This is a genomic window from Pseudomonas sp. FEN (assembly GCF_904067045.1).
In the GTDB taxonomy this organism is placed as follows: domain Bacteria; phylum Pseudomonadota; class Gammaproteobacteria; order Pseudomonadales; family Pseudomonadaceae; genus Aquipseudomonas.
Window position 1 is genome coordinate 605,201 of sequence record NZ_CAJFDC010000001.1, and the last position, 23,427, is coordinate 628,627.

The window sequence follows — 23,427 nt, forward strand, 5'->3', positions numbered from 1 at the left end:
CCACTCGGAACGACTGCCTACCCGCAATCCGCGTTCCTCGACCCCGCACAGTGTCACGATCCAGTGCCGACTCGAACCTCAAGCGGCGCGCAACCAGCCCTTATCCCTGGGCGGTCAATACTAATAATTCGCATGAGCAAGACTTTACAGGGACGCCCGCAATGACTTCCAGCACCACCTTTGCCGATGCCACGCCGAACAAACCGCTGAACTCGACCTCGCGAGTGGCCACCGCCAGCTTTATCGGCACGGCCATCGAGTTCTACGATTTCTACGTCTATGCCACCGCCGCCGCGCTGGTGATCGGACCGGTTTTTTTCCCCCAGACCGACAGTACCGCGCAGATGCTCTCAGCCTTCCTGACCTTTGGCATCGCCTTCCTCGCCCGCCCGCTGGGCTCGGTCCTGTTCGGCCATTTCGGTGATCGCATCGGACGCAAATCGACACTGGTCGCCTCGTTGCTGCTGATGGGTGTCTGTACCACGCTGATCGGCGTGCTGCCCGGCTACGCGAGCATTGGCGCCTGGGCGCCGGTCCTGCTGTGCCTGCTGCGCTTCGGCCAGGGGCTGGGACTCGGCGGGGAATGGGGCGGGGCCGCGCTGCTGGCCACCGAAAACGCCCCCGAAGGCAAGCGCGCCTGGTTCGGCATGTTTCCGCAGTTGGGCCCTTCGATCGGCTTTCTCGCCGCCAATGGCCTGTTTCTGATCCTGGCCATGACCCTGAGCGACGAACAGTTCCGCTCCTGGGGCTGGCGCATTCCGTTCCTGCTCAGTGCCGTCCTGGTGATGGTCGGCCTGTATGTGCGCCTCAAGCTCGAGGAAACCCCGATCTTCACCAATGCCGTGGCGCGCCAGGAGCGCGTGAAGATCCCTCTGATCGAACTGTTCAGCCGCTATTGGGCACCGGTACTGCTCGGCTCGCTGTCCATGGTGGTGTGTTACGCGCTGTTCTATATCTCGGCGGTGTTTGCCCTGAGCTACGGGGTGGCCAACCTTGGCTACAGTCGCGAGACCTTCCTCGGACTTTTGTGCTTTGCCGTGCTATTCATGGCCGCGGCCACGCCACTGGCGGCCTGGGCCAGCGACCGCTTCGGGCGCAAGCCGGTACTGATTCTCGGTGCAGTGCTGGCACTGCTGTCCGGCTTCACCATGGAGCCGCTGCTGAGCCATGGCTCGACCTGGGGCGTCGCGCTGTTCCTGTGCCTGGAGTTGTTCCTGATGGGAGTTACCTTCGCGCCGATGGGCGCGCTGCTACCAGAGCTGTTTCCCACCCATGTGCGTTATACCGGTGCCTCGGCGGCGTATAACCTGGGCGGCATCGTCGGCGCCTCGGCGGCACCGTTCTTTGCCCAGAAGCTGGTGGCGATGGGCGGTTTGAGTTGGGTCGGCGGGTATGTGTCGGCGGCGGCGGCGTTGAGCCTGATTGCGATTCTCTGCTTGAAGGAAACGCGCCACAACGATTTGAACAAGGTCAGCTGAAGCTCAGCCAGTGGATGGCCGCCAAGCTTCTGGCAGTCTTGGGGGCCTCTTCGCGGCGCTGCGCCGATCCGACAAGCCCTGCTCCTACAGTTCAGCGGCGAACGCGGATTGTGCGCAAGGCACAAATCCGCGCCTGCGAGCGGGGTTACAGCTCTACCACAACCGCTTGGGCAGCACGGGTCGCCTTGGCCCGCGCGGCTTCGATCGACTCGTCCCGTGCCAGCGCCACGCCCATGCGGCGCTGGCCGTTGACTTCCGGTTTGCCAAACAGACGCAAGGCGGTATCCGGCTCGCTCAACGCCGCACCGAGGTTGGCGAACGCAGTCTGGGTCGACTGCCCTTCCACCAGGATCACCGCCGACGCCGATGGGCCGAACTGACGGATCAACGGGATCGGCAAGCCGAGAATCGCCCGGGCATGCAGCGCGAACTGCGACAGATCCTGGGAAATCATGGTCACCATGCCGGTGTCATGGGGACGCGGCGAGACTTCGCTGAACCAGACCTGATCGCCCTTGATAAACAATTCGACGCCAAACATGCCGCGCCCACCCAGGGCCTCGGTCACCGCCTTGGCGACCCGCTCCGATTCGGCCAGGGCCAGCGGACTCATGACCTGCGGCTGCCAGGACTCCTGGTAATCGCCTTTCTCCTGACGATGGCCGACCGGCGCGCAGAAAGTGGTGCCACCGATATGACGAACGGTCAGCAGAGTGATCTCGTAATCGAAGTCGATGAAACCTTCGACAATCACCCGGCCCTTACCGGCACGCCCGCCTTCCTGGGCATAGTCCCAGGCCGGCTGCACGTCGTCGATGCTGCGCAGCAGGCTCTGGCCCTTGCCCGAAGAGCTCATCACCGGTTTGACCACGCATGGAAAGCCGAGGTCCTCGACAGCCTTGCTATACGCCTCGAAGGTGTCGGCAAAGTGGTACGGCGAGGTCGGCAGCTTCAACTCTTCGGCAGCCAGGCGACGGATGCCTTCACGGTTCATGGTCAGTTGCGCGGCACGCGCGGTCGGCACCACGGTGAAACCTTCGGCTTCCAGTTCCACCAGGGTGGCGGTGGCAATGGCTTCGATTTCCGGCACGATGAAATGCGGTTTCTCGGCTTCGATCACTGCCCGCAGGGCGGCGCCGTCGAGCATATTGATCACGTGGCTGCGATGCGCGACCTGCATGGCCGGCGCGTTGGCATAGCGGTCAACGGCAATCACTTCAACGCCCAGGCGCTGCAGCTCAATGACCACTTCCTTGCCCAGCTCACCACAACCACAGAGCAATACGCGAGTCGCGGTCGGCGACAGTGGAGTTCCGATACGGGTCATTTCAGGTCCTCGAGGAAGCAGATCATCGGCGGCGCCTGCGCAATCAGACACCTGCCGGGAAGAAAGACCGGCATTTTACATGAACTGGGCACGACATGAACCGCATGGCGCGGCTTCAGCTGGAAAGCGCCGCCTTGCGCATCCGCCAGGCCATGGCCAGCCAGACACAAGTCACGCCGGCGAATTTCGAGCCCAGGGCGGTAAGGATCACCCCCGGGGTCAGCGCGCCGATCAGGCCGAAGAAGATAAAGGTGTCCAACGGGATGCTCAGCGCCGAACTTATCCACAGGCGATCATGCAGCGCACGCTTGGTGAGGCTGAAGACCAGCCAGTCGATGCACTCGGAGACGGCGAAGGCGGTGGCGCTCGCCAGGGCGATGGCCGGCTCGGAGGTGAAGTAGGACAGCAACAGCGCCGCGATCATCGCGACAATCGCACCGTGACCGAAGCGGGTCTGCACCATGTCGCGCAGGACGAAGACCAGCCCGCCCCAGGCCGACCAGATGATGTCCAGTTGCGGCGCGGCGGAGAAGGCGAAGTTGATCAGCACGACGCTGGCGATGTAGGCGATGAGAAAGAGCATGGGGCACGGACGACCTTGTCTATGTAGCCATACAGGTTACCCCAAAGCAGTAAAGGGATCACACAAGTGTGGCGAGCGGGCTTGCCCGCGCTCGGCTGCGCAGCAGCCGCAGAACCATGGCTCCCGTCTATGCCTGATACACCGCTATTGCAGGTTTCAGGGGGGCTTCGCCCCCCAGCGCGGGCAAGCCCGCTCGCCACAAGAGCCACTGGGCCAGGCTCTGCTGATTGATGCCGAATCAGGTCTTGGCGTTCGCTACCCACAACAAGCCGCTGGCCTTGGCCCGCCCATGGCAACGCGCCAGCACCTCGCGGCGCTCGGCGTTGTCCATGCGGCTCCAGCGGGTGATTTCCTCGACCGTGCGCTGGCAGCCGATGCAGACGTCCTGTTCATCCAGCGCACAGACACTCACACAGGGCGAGGCCAGCGGACGCTCGACCGTGCTCATGCCTCGTCGACCGCCAGGTCGCGGGCATAACGCTGGGCGTTGTGCACATAGTGGGCGGCACTGGCTTCGAGCATTTTCTTCTGCGCTTCGGTCAACTCGCGAACCACCCGGCCCGGCGAGCCCATCACCAGCGAACCATCGGGAATCTCCTTGTTCTCGCCGATCAACGCATTGGCGCCAATGATGCAATGCTTGCCGATCTTCGCGCCGTTGAGGATCACCGCGTTGATGCCGATCAGGCTGTAGTCGTCGACCGTGCAGCCATGGAGCATGGCGTTATGGCCGATGGTCACCCCGGTACCAATGGTCAGCGGATACCCCATGTCAGTGTGCATCACCGTGCCATCTTGCACATTGCTGTGCCGGCCGATCAGGATCAGTTCGTTGTCGCCGCGCAACACTGCGTTGAACCAGACACTGGCCCCCTCCTCCAGCCGGACCTTACCGACCAGGGTCGCGTTGGGTGCCACCCAGCTCTGTGGATGCATCTCTACCCGGGCATCGCCCAGACGGTATTTCATAGGGTTGTCCTCAAGGCTCACGACCACCTGAACGGCGGTTCTAGATATTGATAAAGCGTTCCGGGGGATTGTGCAGGCTGATCCGCGCGTCATACAACAGGTTGACCAGTTCGACGATCATGATCGCTGTCAGTCCCCAGATCTTGTACTCGCCAAAGCGGTAGCTGGGCACGTACCAACTACGGCCCTGGTAGTCGATACGGTGGGTATGCTCGCGCGGGTCCTGGCGGAAAAACGCCAACGGCACGTTGAACACCGCGGCAATCTCGGCATCATTGGCCCGATACTCGACAAAGTCCGGTACCACTCCGACGTAGGGCGTGACCTTGATCCCGTGCAGGGAGATCAGCGGGCTGAGCGGCCCGATGATTTCCACCAGCCCCGGCGCCAGGCCGATTTCCTCTTCGGCTTCGCGCAGGGCGGTGAAGATCAGGTCTGGATCCTCCGGGTCACGCCGCCCGCCGGGGAAGGCCACCTCGCCGCCATGGGTCGACAGACCGCTGGCGCGCAATGTCAGCACCAACTCCGGTTCGTCACTGCGAGTGATAGGCAGCAGTACCGCCGCCTCGGGAAAGCGACGATCCGTTTCCAGGGGGCGGGGCGTATGGCTGCTTACTCGTCGAAGTAACTCGTCCAGCATGGCTCATCTCGATTTGCGGCTTACCTGGCATCATGCACCAAAAGAAGTAGAGGGCCCAAGCCCCACACGGTGAGATGTCGCGAAAGCACAACTTGCCGACAGCCCGCCGCCCACGCGAAGATAGGCGTATTGCCAAGAGAATCCAGCATGAAGTTCTGCAGCCAGTGCGGCAAACCAGTGAATCAGCGCGTACCCGAGGGCGACACGCGCCCGCGTTTCGTCTGCGACCACTGTGACACCATTCATTACCAGAACCCGAATATCGTCGCCGGCTGCGTGCCGGTCTGGGGCACCCGGGTCCTGCTCTGCCGCCGCGCCATCGAACCGCGCCGGGGTTACTGGACCCTGCCCGCCGGTTTCATGGAGAATGGCGAGACCGTGGAACAGGCCGCCTGCCGGGAAACCCTGGAAGAGGCCTGCGCGCGGGTGCGCAACCTGAGCATCTATACTTTGATCGACGTGCCCCATATCAACCAGGTGCACGTATTCTACCGTGCCGAACTGGTGGACCTGGAATTTGCCGCTGGCGAAGAAAGTCTGGAAGTACGATTGTTCGAAGAACACGAGATACCCTGGTCGGAGCTGGCTTTCAGAACCGTCGGGCGTACCCTGGAATATTTCTTCGCCGACCGCCAGACCGAGCAATATCCGGTTCGCAGCGAAGCCGTGCCACCCATGGCACCACGCACCACTACCCAATAATCGAAAACGCCTTACCTGCAGGGATACCGTTTTAATGCGCTGGTTGTTCGTTGTGTTCTGCCTGTCGTTTGCCGCTTTGTCCCAGGCCTCTATCGCCGCCCCACTGAGCGGCAAGACCATCGAGAAGATCCTGATCCTCAAGTCCGCCCATCAATTGCAACTGATCAATGACGGCAAACCGCTGAAAACCTATCGCATTTCCCTGGGCAAGAATCCCAGGGGGCAGAAACTCATGCAAGGCGACCGGCGCACGCCCGAGGGTTTCTACTGGATCGACTGGCGCAAACCCAGCGACAAATACAACCTGTCGCTGCACCTGTCCTACCCCAATATCAGCGACTCGGTACGCGCCCGTCGCGAAGGCGTGGACCCCGGCGACATGATCATGATCCACGGCACCCCGGACTCCGCGGACTACCCGGAAAACCTGTTCCACACCCTGGACTGGACCGACGGCTGCATTGCCATGCGCAATGTCGACATGCGCGAGGTCTGGGATCTGGTCAAGGACGGCACCATGGTGGAAATCCGCCCCTGAGCCGGCTCGGCAGCGACGGAAGGACGGATAATCAGAAATCGGCCAAACGCCAGACTTCATAGGCTGGTGTTTCGTAGGGATGGCTCTGCTTGAGAGCCATCACCACCGCCTCGATCAAGGCGTCCGCCACCACCAGCTCAACCTTCCACTCGTCCACCCGCTCGACCACGCCGGTCTGCCCGAGAAACGGCTGGCTGCCGTCCAACGGGCGAAACTGACCCTGGCCCAGCACCTGCCACGCGCACTGGTCATAAGCACCGACCCGCCCGCCTCCGGCGGCGAAGACGGCACTCTTGACCTGTTCCACATGGCTCGGCGGGACGAAAAAGCTGAGCTTGTACATGACCGCTTAGTTAACCCAGACGCGGGCGTTGCGGAACATGCGCATCCATGGCGCGTCTTCGTTCCAGTCTTCCGAGCGCCAGGAGTTCTGCACGGCGCGGAAGACCCGCTCAGGGTGCGGCATCATGATGGTGACGCGACCGTCGCGGCTGGTCAGCCCGGTGATCCCGCGCGGCGAGCCGTTCGGGTTGGCCGGGTAGGTCTGGGTGACCTTGCCGTGGTTGTCGACGAAACGCATGGCCACGCAACCCGACAGGTCGGCTTGCAGCAGGGCTTCCTCGCTTTCGAACTCGGCATGGCCTTCGCCGTGGGCGATGGCGATCGGCATCCGCGAACCGGCCATGCCCTGCAGGAAGATCGAGTTCGACTCCTGGATCTGCACCATCGCCACCCGCGCTTCGAACTGCTCGGAGCGGTTGCGCACGAAATGCGGCCAGAATTCGCTGCCCGGGATCAGCTCGTGCAGGTTGGACATCATCTGGCAACCGTTGCACACGCCCAGGGTAAAGCTGTCATTGCGCTCGAAGAAGCCCTGGAAGGCATCGCGGGCACGGGTGTTGAACAGCGCCGACTTGGCCCAGCCCTCGCCGGCGCCGAGCACGTCGCCGTAGGAGAAGCCACCGCAGGCGACCAGGCCCTTGAAGTCGTTCAGGTCGACGCGGCCGGCGAGGATATCGCTCATATGCACGTCGATGGCATTGAAGCCGGCACGGTCGAACGCCGCGGCCATTTCCACCTGGCCGTTGACGCCCTGCTCACGCAGCACCGCCACCTGTGGGCGAATGCCTTTCTTGATGTACGGCGCGGCGATGTCCTGGTTCACATCAAAGCTGGTCTTGTAGCTCAGGCCCGGGTTGCCCTCGTCGAGCAGGACCTCGAACTCCTGGTCGGCACAATCGGCGTTGTCGCGCAGGCGCTGGATGCGGTAGCTGGTTTCCGCCCACTGGCGCTGCAACAGGCGGCGCTCGCCGGTGAAGACCGTCTCGCCGTCGAAGGTGATGCTGACTTCGCCATTGTTCAACGGCTGGCCGATCACCGACACGCAATCGCCCAGGCCGGCGGCGCTGAACTGCGCCAGCACGTCCGGGGTGGAGTCCTGGCGAACCTGGAGCACCGCACCGAGTTCTTCGTTGAACAGAATGGCCGCGAGGTCGTCGGAAGTTTCCGCCAGGCCATCGAGGTTCAGGTGCAGACCGCAGTGACCGGCAAAGGCCATTTCCAGCACGGAGGTCAGCAGACCGCCATCGGAACGGTCGTGGTAGGCGAGCAGATGACCGTCGGCGTTGAGGCCCTGGATCACCGCGAAGAAGGCCTTCAGGTCTTCGGCGTCATCGACGTCCGGCGCCTGCTTGCCGAGCTTGCCGTAGACCTGGGCGAGAATCGAGGCGCCCATGCGGTTCTGGCCGCGACCGAGGTCGATCAGGATCAGGTCGGTGGTGCCCTTGTCCATGCGCAGTTGCGGGGTCAGGGTCTGGCGGATATCGGTGACCGGGGCGAAACCGGTAACGATCAGCGACAGCGGCGAGGTCACACTCTTGTCGGTGCCTTCGTCGTTCCAGCGGGTGGCCATGGACATGGAGTCCTTGCCCACGGGAATGGTCAGGCCCAATTCGGGGCACAGCTCCATGCCGACCGCCTTGACGGTGTCGTACAGACGGGCATCTTCACCCGGGTGACCGGCAGCGGACATCCAGTTGGCCGACAGCTTGATATCGGACAGCTTGCCGATCCGCGAAGCGGCGATGTTGGTCAGGGTTTCACCGATCGCCATGCGCCCGGAAGCCGGCGCGTCCAACAGGGCCAGCGGCGTGCGCTCGCCCATGGCCATGGCCTCACCGGTGTAGACGTCGAAACTGGTGGCGGTCACGGCGACGTCAGCCACCGGTACCTGCCACGGACCGACCATCTGGTCACGGGAGACCAGGCCGGTAATGGTGCGGTCGCCGATGGTGATCAGAAAACTCTTGCTCGCCACGGCCGGGTGATGCAGGACGCGCTCCACGCACTCGGCCAGGGCCAGGCTGCTCGGATCGAAATCATCGCCCAGCTCGGTCTCGCGAACCGCCGAACGGTGCATGCGCGGGGCCTTGCCCAACAACACTTCCAACGGCATGTCCACCGGGCTGTTGCCGAAGTGGCTGTCGGTGACCGTCAGTTGCGGCTCGGCGGTGGCCTCCCCGACTACGGCGAACGGGCAGCGCTCGCGCTCGCAGATCGCCTTGAAGCGCTCGAAGTCCGCCGCGCCGACCGCCAGGACATAACGTTCCTGGGATTCGTTGGACCAGATTTCGTGCGGGGCCATGCCCGGCTCGTCATTGGGGATATTGCGCAGTTCGAAACGACCGCCGCGGTCGCCGTCGTTGACCAGTTCAGGGAAGGCGTTGGACAGGCCACCAGCGCCCACGTCGTGGATAAAGCTGATGGGGTTCTTGTCGCCCAACTGCCAGCAACGGTCGATGACTTCCTGGCAACGGCGCTCCATTTCCGGGTTTTCGCGCTGTACCGAAGCGAAATCCAGGTCCGCCGAGCTGGTGCCGGTGGCCATCGAGGAGGCCGCGCCGCCGCCCAGGCCGATCAACATCGCCGGGCCGCCGAGTACGATCAGCTTGGAGCCGACGAGGATTTCGCCTTTCTGTACGTGTTCGGCACGGATGTTACCCATACCGCCGGCCAGCATGATCGGCTTGTGGTAACCGCGCACTTCGGCGCCACGCGGCGTGGTGATGGACTGTTCGAAGGTCCGGAAATAACCGGTCAGGGCCGGACGGCCGAATTCGTTGTTGAACGCGGCGCCACCCAGTGGGCCTTCGATCATGATGTCCAGCGCGGTGACGATGCGCTCGGGCTTGCCGTACGGCACTTCCCAAGGCTGCTCGAAACCGGGGATCTGCAGGTTGGACACGGTGAAACCGGTGAGACCGGCTTTCGGCTTGGCGCCGCGGCCGGTCGCGCCCTCGTCGCGGATCTCGCCACCGGAGCCGGTGGACGCGCCCGGGAACGGCGCGATGGCGGTCGGGTGGTTGTGGGTCTCGACCTTCATCAGGATGTGCACCGGCTCCTGCACCGCGCCGTACTGGCGGGTTTCAGGGTCCGGGAAGAAACGCCCGGCAACATTGCCGACGATCACCGAGGCATTGTCCTTGTAAGCCGACAGAACGCCTTCGCTGTGCATCTGGTAGGTGTTCTTGATCATGCCGAACAGGCTTTTTTCCTGGTTCTGGCCGTCGATATCCCAACTGGCGTTGAAGATCTTGTGCCGGCAGTGCTCGGAGTTGGCCTGGGCGAACATCATCAGTTCGATGTCGTGCGGGTTGCGCTGCAGACCGGTGAAGGCGTTCACCAGATAGTCGATCTCGTCTTCGGCCAGGGCCAGGCCCAGCTCGACGTTGGCTTTTTCCAACGCGGCGCGACCGCCACCCAGCAGATCGATGGCCGTCAGCGGCTTGGGTTGGGCATGGCTGAACAGGCCGGCGGCCTGTTCCAGGTTACCCAGCACGATCTGGGTCATGCGGTCATGCAGGGCGGCGCCGATCAGTTCGGCTTCGGCCTCGCTGAATTGGCCGGCCACGTAGAAGGCGATACCGCGCTCCAGGCGCTGGATTTTCCCCAGGCCGCAGTTACGCGCAATGTCGCTGGCCTTGCTCGACCAGGGCGAAATGGTGCCAAAACGCGGCAACACCAGGAACAGACGACCGGTCGGCTCCTGGACCGGCACGCTCGGGCCGTATTTCAGCAGGCGGGCCAGCACTTGCTGTTCGTCGCCAGTCAGCACGCCAGTCACTTCGGCGAAATGGGCGAACTCGGCATACAAGCCACTGACAGCCGGAACCTTTTGGCTCAGTTGTTCGAGCAGTTTGCTGTGGCGAAAGGCGGAAAGGGCAGGAGCACCGCGCAGGATCAACATCTTCGGGACAGCCTCGGGAAGGGGGTGTGCTTTGAGGCCGTGCATTCTAGCCTAAACCGCCCGCGACGGCACCCGAAACGGCATGCTTGCCCCCTAGCAAATGCCTCTCAATGCCTGATTATCTATTCCTACAGATTATTATCGTTATTCCTCAGCACTATTTTATAAAGTTCATACACCCTAAAAAGCCTATTCCTACAGCCTCCAGCCTTTCCCTGGGATCGCTAGCAGACCGGCGCGATTCTGTCGAGATATGGCGGCCGGGGTCCTTTGCGTATACTGCGCAGATGTTCTCCCCAACTGCTTTCCGCCCGCGCTGTGCCAGGTGGCTCATCGCAACCGGACTCTTCCTGATGCTCGGCGCCTGTGTTGATAAACCCAGCACACTCGAGCGCGTAAAGGAGGACGGTGTACTGCGCGTGATCACCCGCAACAGTCCGGCCACCTATTTCCAGGATCGCAACGGTGAAACCGGCTTCGAGTACGAGCTGGTCAAGCGCTTTGCCGATGACCTGGGGGTCAAGCTCGAGATCGAGACCGCCGACAATATCGACGATCTGTTCAATCAGTTGGGCAAGCCCAACGGCCCGGTACTGGCCGCCGCGGGCCTGGTGAGCAGCGACCCGCGCAAGCAGCAGGCACGCTTTTCCCATCCGTATCTTGAAGTCACCCCGCAAATCATCTATCGCAACGGCCAGTCCCGCCCCACGACACCGGCGGACCTGGTGGGCAAGCGCATCACGGTGCTCAAGGGCAGCACCCATGCCGAGCAACTCGCCGAGCTGAAAAAGCAAAATCCTGCGATCGAATACGAAGAGTCCGACGCGGTTGAAGTGGTCGACCTGTTGCGCATGGTCGACGAGGGCCAGATCGACCTGACCCTGGTGGACTCCAACGAAGTGGCGATGAACCAGGTGTATTTCCCCAATGTACGGGTCGCCTTCGACCTCGGCGACGCGCGCAACCAGCGCTGGGCGGTGGCCCCGGGCGACGACAACAGCCTGCTCAACGAGATCAACGCCTACCTCGACAAGGTGCAACAGAACGGCACCCTGCAACGCCTGAAAGATCGCTATTACGGGCATGTCGATGTCCTCGGCTATGTCGGCGCCTATACCTTTGCCCAGCATTTGCAGCAGCGCTTGCCCAAGTACGAGAAACACTTCCGGGCCTCGGCCAAGGAGGAGAAAGTCGACTGGCGGCTACTGGCGGCCATCGGTTACCAGGAGTCGATGTGGCAACCGGCGGTCACCTCCAAGACGGGCGTGCGTGGCCTGATGATGCTGACCCAGAGCACGGCCCAGGCCATGGGGGTGTCCAACCGTCTGGATGCGCGACAGAGCATCAGCGGCGGGGCCAAGTACCTGGTCTACATGAAGGATCAGTTGGACGAACAGATCGAAGAGCCGGACCGGACCTGGTTTGCCTTGGCCGCGTACAACGTCGGCAGCGGCCATCTGGACGACGCGCGCAAGCTGGCCGAGAAGGAAGGCCTGAATCCGAACAAGTGGCTGGACGTGAAGAAAATGCTCCCGCGCCTGGCGCAGAAGCAGTGGTACAGCAAGACCCGCTACGGCTATGCGCGGGGCGGCGAGCCGGTGCATTTCGTCGCCAACATCCGCCGTTACTACGACATCCTGACCTGGGTGACCCAGCCGCAGCTGGAGGGCAGCCAGGTGGTGGACGGCAACCTGCATGTGCCGGGTGTCGACAAGACCAAGCCGACCGAGCAGCCGTCGCAGCTGTAGCCAACCCGTCCCCGACGATAGCGAGAGACAGTGTGGCGAGCGGGCTTGCCCGCGCTGGGCTGCGAAGCAGCCCTGGACCAGTCGCCTCGGTTTATCCAGTAGACCGCGTTCGCCGGTTTTAGGGCCGCTTCGCAGCCCAACGGGGGCAAGCCCCCTCGCCACAAAGGGGATCAGCCAATGTCGAACGATCTCAGGCCTTCGGCGCAGCCGCCAGGATCAGCGCCTTCATCTCCACCACCGCGGCCTTGAAACCGACGAACAGCGCATGCGCCACCAGCGCATGGCCGATATTCAACTCATTGATCCCCGGAATCGCCGCCACCGCCTCGACGTTATGGTAATGCAGGCCATGCCCGGCATTGACGATCAGCCCCTGAGCCACACCAAAGGCCACGCCATCGGCGATCCGTTGCAGCTCTTCGGCAACTTCAGCCGGTGTCTGCGCATCGGCATAGCGCCCGGTGTGCAACTCGATGGCCGGGGCCCCGATACGCTTGGCCGCGGCGATCTGACGCTCGTCGGCATCGATGAACAATGACACTTCACTGCCGATCTTGCTCAAACGCTCCACCGCCGCCTTGATCCGCGCTTCCTGCCCCGCGACGTCCAGACCGCCCTCGGTGGTCAGCTCCTGGCGGGTTTCCGGCACCAGGCAGATATGCGCCGGCCGAATGCGCTCGGCAAAGGCCAGCATCTCTTCGGTCACGCCCATCTCGAAGTTCATCCGCGTCTGCAGCACGTCCTTGAGCAGCAGGACATCACGCTCCTGGATATGCCGGCGGTCTTCGCGCAGGTGCACGGTGATGCCATCGGCGCCCGCCTCTTCGGCATCCAGCGCAGCCTTGACCGGATCGGGATAACGCGTGCCCCGGGCCTGACGCAGGGTGGCGACGTGGTCGATGTTCACGCCGAGAAGGATACGAGTGCTGGTGCTCACGGAAAGACTCCTGAAGAGTGGAAGGTTCGGTGCACAGCATACACGTCCTGCTCGACCGGTTCTGTGCACCGAGAACGAATGCACGGGCGCACGGCCGAAGCGCGGTGATGCCCCAGGCCCGAGCATGGCGACGGACAGCAAGATCGGAAGGCTGCCTTAGCGCCAATCGACCACCCAGCACCAGTGAGCCAACTTGCACCGGACCAGCGGCGTGCCGCCCAGATGGCACGATGTCCCAGGGCGTACCATGGCAACGCCGAATCTTGCCGTGACCGTAACAAGCCTCGCCTTCTCCCCGCTCAGGGCTTGCGGAACAACTCGCGACTGACCAGCGGCTTGCCGCCCAGGTGCACCGCCAGGGCCTGGCGCATCAGGCGCTTGGCCGCCGACAATGCGCCGACCGCCGTCCAGTCGGCTTGCGCCATGGCCAGCAGCTCGGTGCCCTGGAACAGGCCCGGTTGCAACAGGTAGACCCGCTCCAGGCCGGCATCGACCTGCAGGCGGTACAAGCCATCCGCCGCCAGGGGCTCGCCGTGAATGTCCAGGTCCAGGGAAAAACCGTAACCGAGATCGTCCAATAGCCGCCATTCGAAGGAGCGCAGCAACGGTTCGAGCGGCCGGCCTTCGGCCAGGGCCAGCAGGGTCGCGGCGTAGTGATCGAAGACCGCCGGGTGCGGATCTTCGGCCGGTAGCAGGCGGATCAGCAGTTCGTTGAGGTAGAGACCGCTGAACAGGGCCTCGCCGCTGAGCCAGGTGGAGACCCCGGCGCTTTCCATCCGGCCGACGTTCTTCAGTTCGCCACGACCGCGAAACTCCACCTCGAGGGGCACAAAGGGTCGCGCCAGGGTCCCGGCCTTGCCCCGCGCACTGCGCAACACGGCACGCAGCCGGCCTTGCGGGGTGATGAAATCCACCAGCGCGCTGCTTTCGCGGTAGGCGCGGGAGTGGAGGACATAGGCAGGTTGGCCGGGAGGTGGCTGGCTGGACATCGGTGTATGAATGTCTCTGAAGGATATTGCTTGTGTGGCAAGAGGCCTTGGCTCAACCCTAGCCTGCCCATCTGACTTGTGGGAACGGTGCGGGCTTATTGTGGCGAGCGGGCTTGCCCGCGCTGGGGTGCGGAGCCCCCCTAAAACCAGTGACCGCGGTATATCAGGTAGAACGCGGTGCCCGGCTTTACGACTGCTTCGCAGCCGAGCGCGGGCAAGCCCGCTCACCACAGAATTCGAACCGCCTTAACGGCAAGTCACTTGAGGACCGCGTTACAGGTCGCCGTAACCCAACGAACGCAACGCCCGCTCGTCATCGGACCAGCCGCCCTTCACCTTGACCCACAGGTTGAGCATGATCTTCGAATCGAACAACAGCTCCATGTCCTTGCGCGCCTCGGTGCCGATACGCTTGATGCGCTCGCCCTTGTCGCCAATGATGATCTTCTTCTGGCCGTCACGTTCAACGAGGATCAACGCATGAATATGCAGGGTCTTCCCCTGCTGCTTGAACTCTTCGATTTCCACGGTGATCTGGTAAGGCAGCTCGGCCCCCAGTTGGCGCATGATTTTCTCACGCACCAGTTCCGCCGCCAGGAATCGGCTGCTACGGTCGGTGATCTGGTCTTCCGGGAAAAAGTGCTCGTTTTCCGGCAGGTGCCCGGCGATCAGCCCTTCCAGGGCTTCAAGGTTATGCCCCTGCTGCGCCGAGATCGGTACGATCTGCGCCTTCGGCAGCTGTTCCTGCAACCAGGTCAGGTGCGGCATCAGCTCGGCCTTGTCCTCGATCCGATCGGTCTTGTTCAAGGCCACGATCACCGGGCCTTCGACGTACTGGATGCGCTCCAGGACCATCTGGTCCTCGTCGGTCCAGCGGGTCCGATCGACCACGAAGATCACCACATCGACGTCTTTCAAGGCCGCCGAAGCGGTCTTGTTCATGTAGCGGTTCAGGGCCTTTTCACCCCCCTTGTGCATGCCGGGGGTGTCCACGTAGATCGCCTGCACGGCGCCTTCGGTCTTGATCCCGAGCATGTTGTGACGCGTGGTCTGGGGCTTGCGCGAGGTGATCGCCAGTTTCTGCCCGAGGATATGGTTCAGCAGCGTGGACTTGCCCACGTTCGGCCGGCCGACGATGGCGACGTAGCCGCAGCGTGTTGCCGTTGAATCAGTCATTACCATTCTCCACGCCCAGGGCAATCAGTGCCGATGCCGCCGCTACCTGTTCGGCAATACGACGGCTCACGCCCTGTCCTCGGCTTTTTTCGTTCAAGAGGGTGATCTCGCACTCGACGAAAAACGTCCGGCAATGCGGCTCACCCTGGATATCCACCACTTCGTAACGCGGCAGGTCGCAGGCCCGGGACTGGAGAAACTCCTGCAGGCGGGTCTTGGGGTCCTTGTTGGTGTCCACCAGCGTCAGGCTGTCGAACTCCGAGGTCAGCCAGGCCAATACCCGATCCCGTGCGGCTTCCATGCCGGCGTCCAGGTAAATGGCACCAATCAGGGCTTCCAGGGCGTCGGCAAGAATCGACTCACGGCGAAAACCACCACTTTTCAATTCACCGGAACCCAGGCGCAGGTATTCACCCAACTCGAAACCACGGGCCAGTACCGCCAGGGTTTCACCTTTCACCAGGCGCGCGCGCAAACGCGACAACTGGCCTTCGCGGGCCTGGGGGAAGCGCTCGAACAGCGCCTCGCCCGCGACGAAGTTGAGAATGGCATCACCGAGGAATTCCAGACGCTCGTTGTTGCGCCCGGCAAAACTGCGGTGAGTCAGGGCCAGGAGCATCAGTTCCTGATCCTTGAAGGTATAACCGAGCTGACGCTCGAGACGACTTAACGACACGCTCACGGTTTAGCCACGCTGAATTCGTGGTCGAACTTGACCACCAGATCGATATTCTGGATCAGCGGGTCACGCTGCTCATATTTCAAGTGCGCGAGGAACCGATTGTTCTCCAACGTCACGCTTAACACCTTGTTCAAATCCAAATCCTGAATGCTGTTGACCTGCATGCCGCGGGTAACATGGGTATAAAAGTCGTTGACGGTGGTGATATCCGCCGCCTTGTCGGTTTCCACCGACATAATGATTTTCTTCATCGACATATAGTCGAGGTAATGCGGAACCACCTTCAACGCCACACTGGCGACAAAGGCAACCAAGGCCAGGGTCAGCAACCAGCCAAAAAACGACAGGCCTTCTTGCGAGCGAGCAGAGGTCATCTTCATGGTACTGCGGCACCTGAAAAAGCACTCGGCGCTGTGTTCACAGCGCCGGGTTTGGTTACTTGATCAGACCGACCCGGGAAAAATTCGGGAAGTGGCTGAGTTTCGGTTCGGGCCAGCTCATCCAGACCGCGAAGGCCTTGCCGACGATGTTCTCGTCGGGAACCATGCCCAGCAATTCCTTGGGAATGCTCGGGTCGTCCCAGTAGCGGCTGTCGTTGGAGTTGTCGCGGTTGTCGCCCATCATGAAGTAGTGGCCCTGCGGGACCTTCCACTCGTGATCAGGCGGCGCTCGGTAACGCCCCATCTCCTTGCGGATATAGTGTTCGACCGCGCCCAGTTGCTCCTTGTAGAGTTCGGCGCTGCCGAGCATGCCCGGCTCGGCGCCGACCAGCTGTTCGGCCACCGACTGGCCGTTGACGAACAGCTTCTTGTCACTGGTGTAACGCACCACGTCGCCCGGCAAGCCGACTACACGCTTGATGTAGTTGACGTTGGGGTCGCTCGGGTAACGGAACACCATCACATCGCCGCGCTGCGGATCACCGACTTCGATGACTTTCTTGTCGAGCACTGGCAAGCGAATCCCGTAGGAAAACTTGTTCACCAGGATGAAGTCGCCGACATCCAGGGTCGGTTTCATCGAACCGGAAGGAATCTGGAACGGTTCCACCAGGAACGAACGCAGTACCAACACGATGAACAACACCGGGAAGAAGGATTTGCCGTATTCAACCAGCAAAGGCTCCTTGTTCAGCTTTTCGACCACCTCCCCATCGGGCTGCGTCACGCTGCCCTGATAGGCAGCGATGGCCGCACGCCGACGAGGCGCCAGAAAGACCAGATCGAGCAACGCCAACACACCACACACGGCAACGGCGATGACCAGCAACAGCGGGAAATTTAGTGACATAGGACCTAACTATCCAACCTGAGCACTGCAAGGAAGGCTTCCTGTGGAATTTCCACGTTACCCACTTGCTTCATGCGTTTCTTACCGGCCTTCTGCTTTTCCAACAGCTTGCGCTTACGGCTGACGTCGCCACCGTAGCATTTGGCCAGTACGTTCTTTCTGAGCGCCTTGACGGTTGTCCGTGCCACGATCTGCCCGCCAATGGCGGCCTGGATAGCAACATCGAACATCTGCCGAGGAATCAGTTCTTTCATCTTCTCGGTCAACGCACGACCTTTGTAATGCGCGTTATCACGATGCACGATCAGCGCCAGAGCGTCGACCTTTTCACCGTTGATCAGTACATCCAGCTTGACCAGGTTGGCCGACTGGTAACGATCAAAATGGTAGTCCAGCGAAGCATAGCCGCGACTGGTGGATTTGAGACGGTCAAAGAAGTCCAGGACCACTTCGTTCATCGGCAGATCGTAGGTCACTTGCACCTGCGAGCCAAGGAACAGCATGTCGTGCTGGATGCCACGTTTCTCGATGCACAGGGTAATGACGTTGCCCAGGTGCTCCTGCGGTACAAGAATATTGGCCCGCACGATCGGTTCGCGCATGTCTTCGATGGCGGACAGGTCCGGCAGCTTGGACGGGTTGTCGACGTAAATAGTTTCGCCGTTCTTGAGCAGCAGTTCGAAGATTACCGTCGGCGCGGTGGTAATCAGGTCCAGGTCGTACTCGCGCTCCAGGCGCTCCTGGATGATCTCCATGTGCAGCATGCCGAGGAACCCACAACGGAAGCCGAAGCCCAGGGCGTCGGAGCTTTCCGGGGTGTATTGCAGCGAGGAGTCGTTCAGCGTGAGCTTTTGCAGGGCTTCGCGGAAGTCTTCGAAATCATCGGAGCTGACCGGGAACAGACCGGCATAGACCTGCGGCTGGATGCGTTTGAAGCCCGGCAGCACGTCGACATCGGGAGTGCTGCTCAAGGTCAGGGTGTCGCCCACCGGCGCACCGTGGATGTCCTTGATACCGGCGATGATAAAGCCCACTTCACCGGCCTTCAGGTCGACGGTGGCGGTGTGTTTCGGGTTGAACACACCGACGCTGTCCACCAGGTGTATCTTGCCGGTGGATTTGACCAGGATCTTGTCACCCTTCTTCACGCGACCGTGGCGCACGCGCACCAGGGACACGACGCCCAGGTAGTTGTCGAACCAGGAGTCGATGATCAACGCTTGCAGCGGATCTTCGATATTGCCGGTCGGCGCGGGAATGGTGGTCACCAGCCGTTCGAGCACCTCGTCGACGCCCTGGCCGGTCTTGGCGCTGCAGGTAACGGCGTCGGTGGCATCGATACCGATGATTTTCTCGATTTCTTCCTTCACCCGGTCCGGATCGGCCTGCGGCAGGTCGATCTTGTTCAGCACCGGCATGACTTCCAGGCCCTGCTCGATGGCGGTGTAGCAGTTGGCCACGGACTGGGCTTCGACGCCCTGGCCGGCATCCACCACCAGCAAGGCGCCCTCACAGGCCGCCAGGGAACGGCTGACTTCGTAGGTGAAGTCGACGTGGCCAGGGGTGTCGATGAAGTTCAACTGGTAGGTGATACCGTCGCGAGCCTTGTAGTACAGGGTAACGCTGTGGGCCTTGATGGTGATCCCGCGCTCGCGCTCGAGGTCCATGGAATCCAGCACCTGCGCTTCCATCTCGCGCTCGGCAAGGCCGCCGCACATCTGGATGAAGCGATCGGCCAGAGTCGACTTGCCATGGTCAATGTGGGCGATGATGGAGAAATTGCGGATATGACTCAAATCACTCACGGGTCAACACTCAAAAAGGCTGCAGGCGGACTGCCCGCCGAAAAATAGCCGGGAATTGTACCTGATGCGCGGCCAAGGCGTCACGTGAACAGGCCGGACGGCACAGACAAAAAAGCCTCTGTCACTGGACAGAGGCTTTTCCCTGGATCATTTGTCGCTCAATCGCCTGATCATCCGGCCCGGCGCAACAGCCAGACGCCGGCCACCGCACAAATCGCCGCCGGCAGCACCACCGCCAGCAGCGGCGGGAAGCCGAACACCAGGCTCGAAGGCCCGAGCAGGTCCTGGGCAATGCGGAAGGTGAAGCCCACCAGCACGCCGGTGAAGACCCGCTGCCCCAGGGTCACCGAGCGCAGCGGACCGAAGATGAAGGAAATCGCCATCAACACCAGTGCCGCGGTCACCAACGGCTGCAGGACCTTGACCCAGAATGCCAGCCAGTAGCGACCATTCGCCAGGCCCTGGTCCGCCAGGTAGTGGATATAACTCCACAGGCCGCTGATCGACAGGGCCTCGGGCACCATCACCACGGTGCTCAGCAGGTTCGGGCTCAAGGCCACGTCCCAGCGCTCCTCCGGCACATTGATGACTTCGGTGTGGCCGTCGCGGAAATAGGTGGTGGTGACGTCCGTCAGTTGCCAGAAGTCCTTGTCGAAGTGCGCCTTCTTGGCAAAGCTCGACGACAGGATGTGGCGCTCGCTGTCGAAGTGATAGCGGGTCACGCCGTAAAGCAGGCCGTTGGGTTGCACGGCGTTGATATGGATGAACTCGTCACCCTGGCGATGCCACAGGCCGTTCCGGGAGCTCTGCGCATCCCCCGAACCCTGGGCCAGGGCCTTGGCCGCCTGGGCCTTGCTCTCGGTCGCCGGGGCGACATACTCGCCGACCAGCACGCCGACCAGCATCAACACCAGCATTGGCTTCATCACCGCCCAGACGATACGCCCGACGGACACCCCCGCCGCACGCATGATGGTCAATTCGCTGTTGCTGGCCAGGCTGCCGAGACCGATCAGGCAGCCGATCAGGCCGGCCATCGGCAACATGTCGTAGACCCGGCGCGGCGCCGTGAGCACGACAAAACTCAGCACGTCGCTCCAGGTGTAGGTATCGGAAATATTGCCCATCTCGTCGATAAAGGCGAATAGCGAGGCCAGCCCGAGGATGATCCCCAGCACCGCCAGGATCGCCATGAACACGCTGCTACCGATGTAGCGATCGAGCTTAACCACGAGCCATCTCCTTCACCGTGCGACGACTCGCCAGCTTCAAACGCAGGGGTTCCCAGTACAGCAGTCCCAGGCCGATGGCCAGGAACAGGCCGTGCACCCACCACATCCCCAGTAGCGGAGACAAATTGCCTTTCTCCAACGAGCCACGGGCCGAAATCAGCATGGTCAGGTAGGCCATATAAAGGAGGATCGCCGGCAACAGCTTGAGGAAGCGGCCCTGGCGCGGGTTGACCCGTGACAGCGGCACCGCCATCAGGGTCACGATAAACACCAGCAGGGGCAGCGAAAGACGCCATTGCAACTCGGCGACGGCCTTCAGGTCCGGGTTGCCGAACAGACTCGATGTCGTCATCGCATCACGGTCGGTGACCTCTTCGCTCATCTCCGGCTTGGGCAGCATGACACCATAGGTCTCGTACTTGATCGCCCGGTAATCGGCCATGCCCGGGCTGCCGTCGTAGCGATAGCCATTTTCGAGGATCAGGTAGCGATTGCCGTCCTGGCGCACTTCCTGGCGGCCTTTCTCGGCCACCAGCACGGAAATGCCGCGGTCCTTCTTGTTCACGCCGAAACGTTTTTCCGAGATGAACACGCCACCCAGGTTCGCCCGATCATCGGACAACTGCTCGGTGTAGGTGACCCGCGAGCCATCGTTGAGCTCCTGGAAACGGCCGGGCACCAGGGTGTCGAACTCGGTCATCGCATCCTGCTGGTTGAGCAGCAGCTGGAATTGCAGCGCGCCCTTGGGCGCCAGGCTCAGGCTGATCCAGGCAACGAGCAGCGCCACCAGCAGCGCCGGCGCCATGGTCATGCCCAGCAAACGCTGCTGGCTCATGCCGGTAGCGGACAACACGGTCATTTCACTTTCGAGATAGAGCCGCCCGTAGGCCAGCAGAATCCCGAGGAACAGGCCCAGAGGGAGGATCAGCTGGAGGAAACCGGGCAGGCGAAAGCCCATGATCAGGAACAGCGAACCCGGATCCAATTGGCCCGAGGCGGCCTGGGCCAGGAACTTGACGAAGCGCCCGCTCATGGTGATGACCAGCAGCACGGCGCTTACCGCACTCAAGGTGAGCAGGACTTCGCGGGACAGATAACGAAAAACAATCAAACCAGACACTCCAGGATTGTCAGGCTAAGGTGGCCGAACAAGCAAACAAAGGCACCGACAGAGGCCCCACCGCGGCGGGCCCTGCAAAAAGAGGCGCATTATCCTGTGATTACTCCCGGCTGTCACTGCGCACTTGCCTACAGCTTCCTCCTTGGCGGCAACGCTACCTACTTAAGGCTAAATGAAACCCCGTGGGAGCAGGATCTATCCGCGAAGAAGCCCGTGATGCGGCTAAAAGCTTCGCGGCGGCGTGGCGATCCGACAAGCACCGCTCCCACAGGCGACATCGCACGGTTCAGATGACGCCCCCTTAAAAGCAAACAACTTTGCCCTCGGTATTGGGACTTGCTCCCAGCCAGCGGCGAGGTTCAAACTGCGGCCTTTGCCGAAGGCCACGCCATTGCGTCGCCCTGCCCCGGCGCAGAGCCTTCTCTGCGCCCTTTGACCTTAATCTTCAGGGATCCGGACATGGAACTGGTTGTAAAAAGCGTCAGCCCAGAAACATTGAAAACCGCCACCCTGGTACTCGCCGTCGGCGAAGACCGCAAACTTGGCGCGGTCGCCAGCAAAGTCGATGAGCTCAGCGGCGGCGCCATCAGCGCCATCCTCAAGCGCGGCGACCTGGCCGGCAAGGTCGGCCAGACCCTGCTGCTGCAAAGCCTGCCCAACCTCAAGGCCGAACGCGTGCTGCTGGTGGGCGTGGGCAAGGACGCCGAACTCGGTGACCGCCCGTTCCGCAAAGCCGTTGCCGCGACCCTCGCCACCCTCAAGGGCCTGGGCGGCAGCGATGCGGTGCTCGCCCTCGACGACCTGGTGGTCAAGGGCCGCGACAGCTATGGCAAGACCCGCCTGCTGGCCGAAAGCCTGCTGGACGGTGAATACAGCTTCGACCAGTTCAAGAGCCAGAAGTCCGAACCGCGCGCGCTGAAGAAAATCACCCTGGTGACCATCAAGGCCGCGCAAGCCGAAGTCGAACGCGCCGTCAGCCACGCCCGCGCCATCGCTGGCGGCATGGCCTTCACCCGCGACCTGGGCAACCTGCCACCCAACATCTGCCACCCGAGCTACCTCGCCGAACAGGCGAAGAACCTCGGCAAGGCCAACAAAGGCCTGAAGGTCGAGATCCTTGACGAGAAGAAGATCAAGGAACTGGGCATGGGTTCGTTCTACGCCGTGGGCCAGGGCAGCGACCAGCCGCCACGCCTGATCGTCATGCAGTACAACGGCGGCAAGAAATCCGAGAAGCCGTTCGCCCTGGTCGGCAAGGGCATCACCTTCGACACCGGCGGCATCAGCCTCAAGCCGGGCCTGGGCATGGACGAGATGAAGTACGACATGGGCGGCGCCGCCAGCGTCTTCGGCACCCTGCACGCGGTGCTCGCCCTGCAACTGCCGATCAACCTGGTGTGCATCCTGGCCTGTGCCGAGAACATGCCGAGCGGCGGCGCGAGCCGTCCGGGCGACATCGTTACCACCCTGAGCGGCCAGACCGTGGAAATCCTCAACACCGACGCCGAAGGCCGTCTGGTGCTGTGCGATGCCCTGACCTACGCCGAACGCTTCAAGCCCCAGGCGGTGATCGATATCGCCACCCTGACCGGCGCCTGCGTGGTCGCCCTCGGCGCCCATACCTCGGGCCTGTTGGGCAACAACGACGAACTGATCGAACAATTGTTGAGCGCCGGCCGCCAAGCCGACGACCGCGCCTGGCAACTGCCGCTGTTCGATGAGTACCAGGAGCAACTGGACAGCCCATTCGCCGACATCGCCAACATCGGCGGGCCGAAAGCCGGGACCATCACCGCGGCCTGCTTCCTGTCGCGCTTCGCCAAGCAGTTCAACTGGGCGCACCTGGACATCGCCGGCACCGCCTGGACCAGCGGCGGCAAGGACAAGGGCGCCACCGGCCGTCCGGTGCCGCTGCTGACCCAGTACCTGCTGGACCGCGCCAAGGCCTGACCCTGAGCCTGCCGG

General features: G+C 62.3%; 21 protein-coding genes. 5 read left to right on the plus strand and 16 right to left on the minus strand.

Annotated features, from left to right (window positions below):
• Window positions 1-161 precede the first annotated feature (161 nt).
• On the plus strand, window positions 162-1,478 hold the full coding sequence (locus tag PFEN_RS02875) for an MFS transporter (protein ID WP_191485521.1): 1,317 nt from the start codon (window positions 162-164) through the stop codon (window positions 1,476-1,478).
• 145 nt (window positions 1,479-1,623) lie between these two features.
• Here PFEN_RS02875 and purT read toward each other — a convergent pair whose 3' ends face one another.
• From purT to PFEN_RS02900, 5 genes are all read right to left on the minus strand, one after another.
• Entirely contained in the window at window positions 1,624-2,805 is a 1,182-nt protein-coding gene (gene purT / locus PFEN_RS02880; RefSeq protein WP_191485522.1) for a formate-dependent phosphoribosylglycinamide formyltransferase, read from the minus strand.
• 115 nt (window positions 2,806-2,920) lie between these two features.
• Window positions 2,921-3,388 (minus strand): VUT family protein, encoded by a 468-nt coding sequence (locus tag PFEN_RS02885; protein WP_191485523.1) that lies wholly within the window; start codon window positions 3,386-3,388, stop codon window positions 2,921-2,923.
• A 238-nt stretch (window positions 3,389-3,626) separates the two neighbouring features.
• A complete protein-coding gene (locus tag PFEN_RS02890; RefSeq protein ID WP_191485524.1) occupies window positions 3,627-3,836 on the minus strand; it encodes a DUF1289 domain-containing protein in 210 nt (69 codons plus the stop codon).
• Window positions 3,833-4,357 (minus strand): gamma carbonic anhydrase family protein, encoded by a 525-nt coding sequence (locus tag PFEN_RS02895; RefSeq protein ID WP_191485525.1) that lies wholly within the window; start codon window positions 4,355-4,357, stop codon window positions 3,833-3,835. The genes PFEN_RS02890 and PFEN_RS02895 overlap by 4 nt, the downstream gene beginning before the upstream one ends.
• 40 nt (window positions 4,358-4,397) lie before the next feature.
• Window positions 4,398-4,997, minus strand: a complete 600-nt coding sequence (locus tag PFEN_RS02900) for a CoA pyrophosphatase (RefSeq protein WP_191485526.1) — start codon at window positions 4,995-4,997, stop codon at window positions 4,398-4,400.
• A gap of 147 nt (window positions 4,998-5,144) precedes the next feature.
• Between PFEN_RS02900 and PFEN_RS02905 the strand changes: the two genes are divergently transcribed.
• Entirely contained in the window at window positions 5,145-5,699 is a 555-nt protein-coding gene (locus PFEN_RS02905; protein WP_191485527.1) for an NUDIX hydrolase, read from the plus strand.
• A 34-nt stretch (window positions 5,700-5,733) separates the two neighbouring features.
• Window positions 5,734-6,237 carry a L,D-transpeptidase family protein gene (locus PFEN_RS02910; RefSeq protein WP_191485528.1) on the plus strand — a complete coding sequence of 168 codons (504 nt, stop codon included), beginning with the start codon at window positions 5,734-5,736 and terminating at the stop codon, window positions 6,235-6,237.
• Between the two features lie 31 nt (window positions 6,238-6,268).
• Here the strand turns inward: PFEN_RS02910 and PFEN_RS02915 are convergent, their stop codons facing one another.
• Together PFEN_RS02915 and purL are read right to left on the minus strand one after the other, a co-directional pair.
• Window positions 6,269-6,580, minus strand: coding sequence for a YqfO family protein (locus tag PFEN_RS02915; protein WP_191485529.1), 312 nt, complete (start codon window positions 6,578-6,580; stop codon window positions 6,269-6,271).
• Window positions 6,581-6,586: 6 nt separating this feature from the next.
• Entirely contained in the window at window positions 6,587-10,483 is a 3,897-nt protein-coding gene (gene purL, locus PFEN_RS02920) for a phosphoribosylformylglycinamidine synthase (protein WP_191485530.1), read from the minus strand.
• A 287-nt stretch (window positions 10,484-10,770) separates the two neighbouring features.
• Between purL and mltF the strand changes: the two genes are divergently transcribed.
• Complete coding sequence (gene mltF / locus PFEN_RS02925) at window positions 10,771-12,231, plus strand: membrane-bound lytic murein transglycosylase MltF (RefSeq protein WP_191485531.1); 1,461 nt, start codon at window positions 10,771-10,773, stop codon at window positions 12,229-12,231.
• Between the two features lie 190 nt (window positions 12,232-12,421).
• Here the strand turns inward: mltF and pdxJ are convergent, their stop codons facing one another.
• From pdxJ to lptF, 9 genes are all read right to left on the minus strand, one after another.
• A complete protein-coding gene (pdxJ, locus tag PFEN_RS02930) occupies window positions 12,422-13,168 on the minus strand; it encodes a pyridoxine 5'-phosphate synthase (RefSeq protein WP_191485532.1) in 747 nt (248 codons plus the stop codon).
• Window positions 13,169-13,467: 299 nt separating this feature from the next.
• The gene (gene recO / locus PFEN_RS02935) at window positions 13,468-14,157 is read right to left on the minus strand and encodes a DNA repair protein RecO (protein ID WP_191485533.1); all 690 of its coding nucleotides are present in this window, start codon (window positions 14,155-14,157) and stop codon (window positions 13,468-13,470) included.
• Between the two features lie 273 nt (window positions 14,158-14,430).
• Window positions 14,431-15,333, minus strand: coding sequence for a GTPase Era (gene era, locus PFEN_RS02940; protein ID WP_191485534.1), 903 nt, complete (start codon window positions 15,331-15,333; stop codon window positions 14,431-14,433).
• Window positions 15,326-16,015 carry a ribonuclease III gene (rnc, locus tag PFEN_RS02945; RefSeq protein WP_103497033.1) on the minus strand — a complete coding sequence of 230 codons (690 nt, stop codon included), beginning with the start codon at window positions 16,013-16,015 and terminating at the stop codon, window positions 15,326-15,328. Before rnc ends, era begins: the two co-directional genes overlap by 8 nt.
• Entirely contained in the window at window positions 16,012-16,389 is a 378-nt protein-coding gene (locus PFEN_RS02950; RefSeq protein ID WP_191485913.1) for a DUF4845 domain-containing protein, read from the minus strand. The genes rnc and PFEN_RS02950 overlap by 4 nt, the downstream gene beginning before the upstream one ends.
• 61 nt (window positions 16,390-16,450) lie before the next feature.
• On the minus strand, window positions 16,451-17,305 hold the full coding sequence (lepB, locus tag PFEN_RS02955; protein WP_191485535.1) for a signal peptidase I: 855 nt from the start codon (window positions 17,303-17,305) through the stop codon (window positions 16,451-16,453).
• A gap of 5 nt (window positions 17,306-17,310) precedes the next feature.
• Entirely contained in the window at window positions 17,311-19,110 is a 1,800-nt protein-coding gene (gene lepA / locus PFEN_RS02960) for a translation elongation factor 4 (RefSeq protein ID WP_191485536.1), read from the minus strand.
• 170 nt (window positions 19,111-19,280) lie between these two features.
• Window positions 19,281-20,342, minus strand: a complete 1,062-nt coding sequence (gene lptG / locus PFEN_RS02965; protein ID WP_191485537.1) for an LPS export ABC transporter permease LptG — start codon at window positions 20,340-20,342, stop codon at window positions 19,281-19,283.
• On the minus strand, window positions 20,335-21,453 hold the full coding sequence (gene lptF, locus PFEN_RS02970) for an LPS export ABC transporter permease LptF (protein ID WP_191485538.1): 1,119 nt from the start codon (window positions 21,451-21,453) through the stop codon (window positions 20,335-20,337). The genes lptG and lptF overlap by 8 nt, the downstream gene beginning before the upstream one ends.
• Before the next feature lie 468 nt (window positions 21,454-21,921).
• Between lptF and PFEN_RS02975 the strand changes: the two genes are divergently transcribed.
• Entirely contained in the window at window positions 21,922-23,412 is a 1,491-nt protein-coding gene (locus PFEN_RS02975) for a leucyl aminopeptidase (RefSeq protein ID WP_191485539.1), read from the plus strand.
• Window positions 23,413-23,427: the final 15 nt, after the last annotated feature.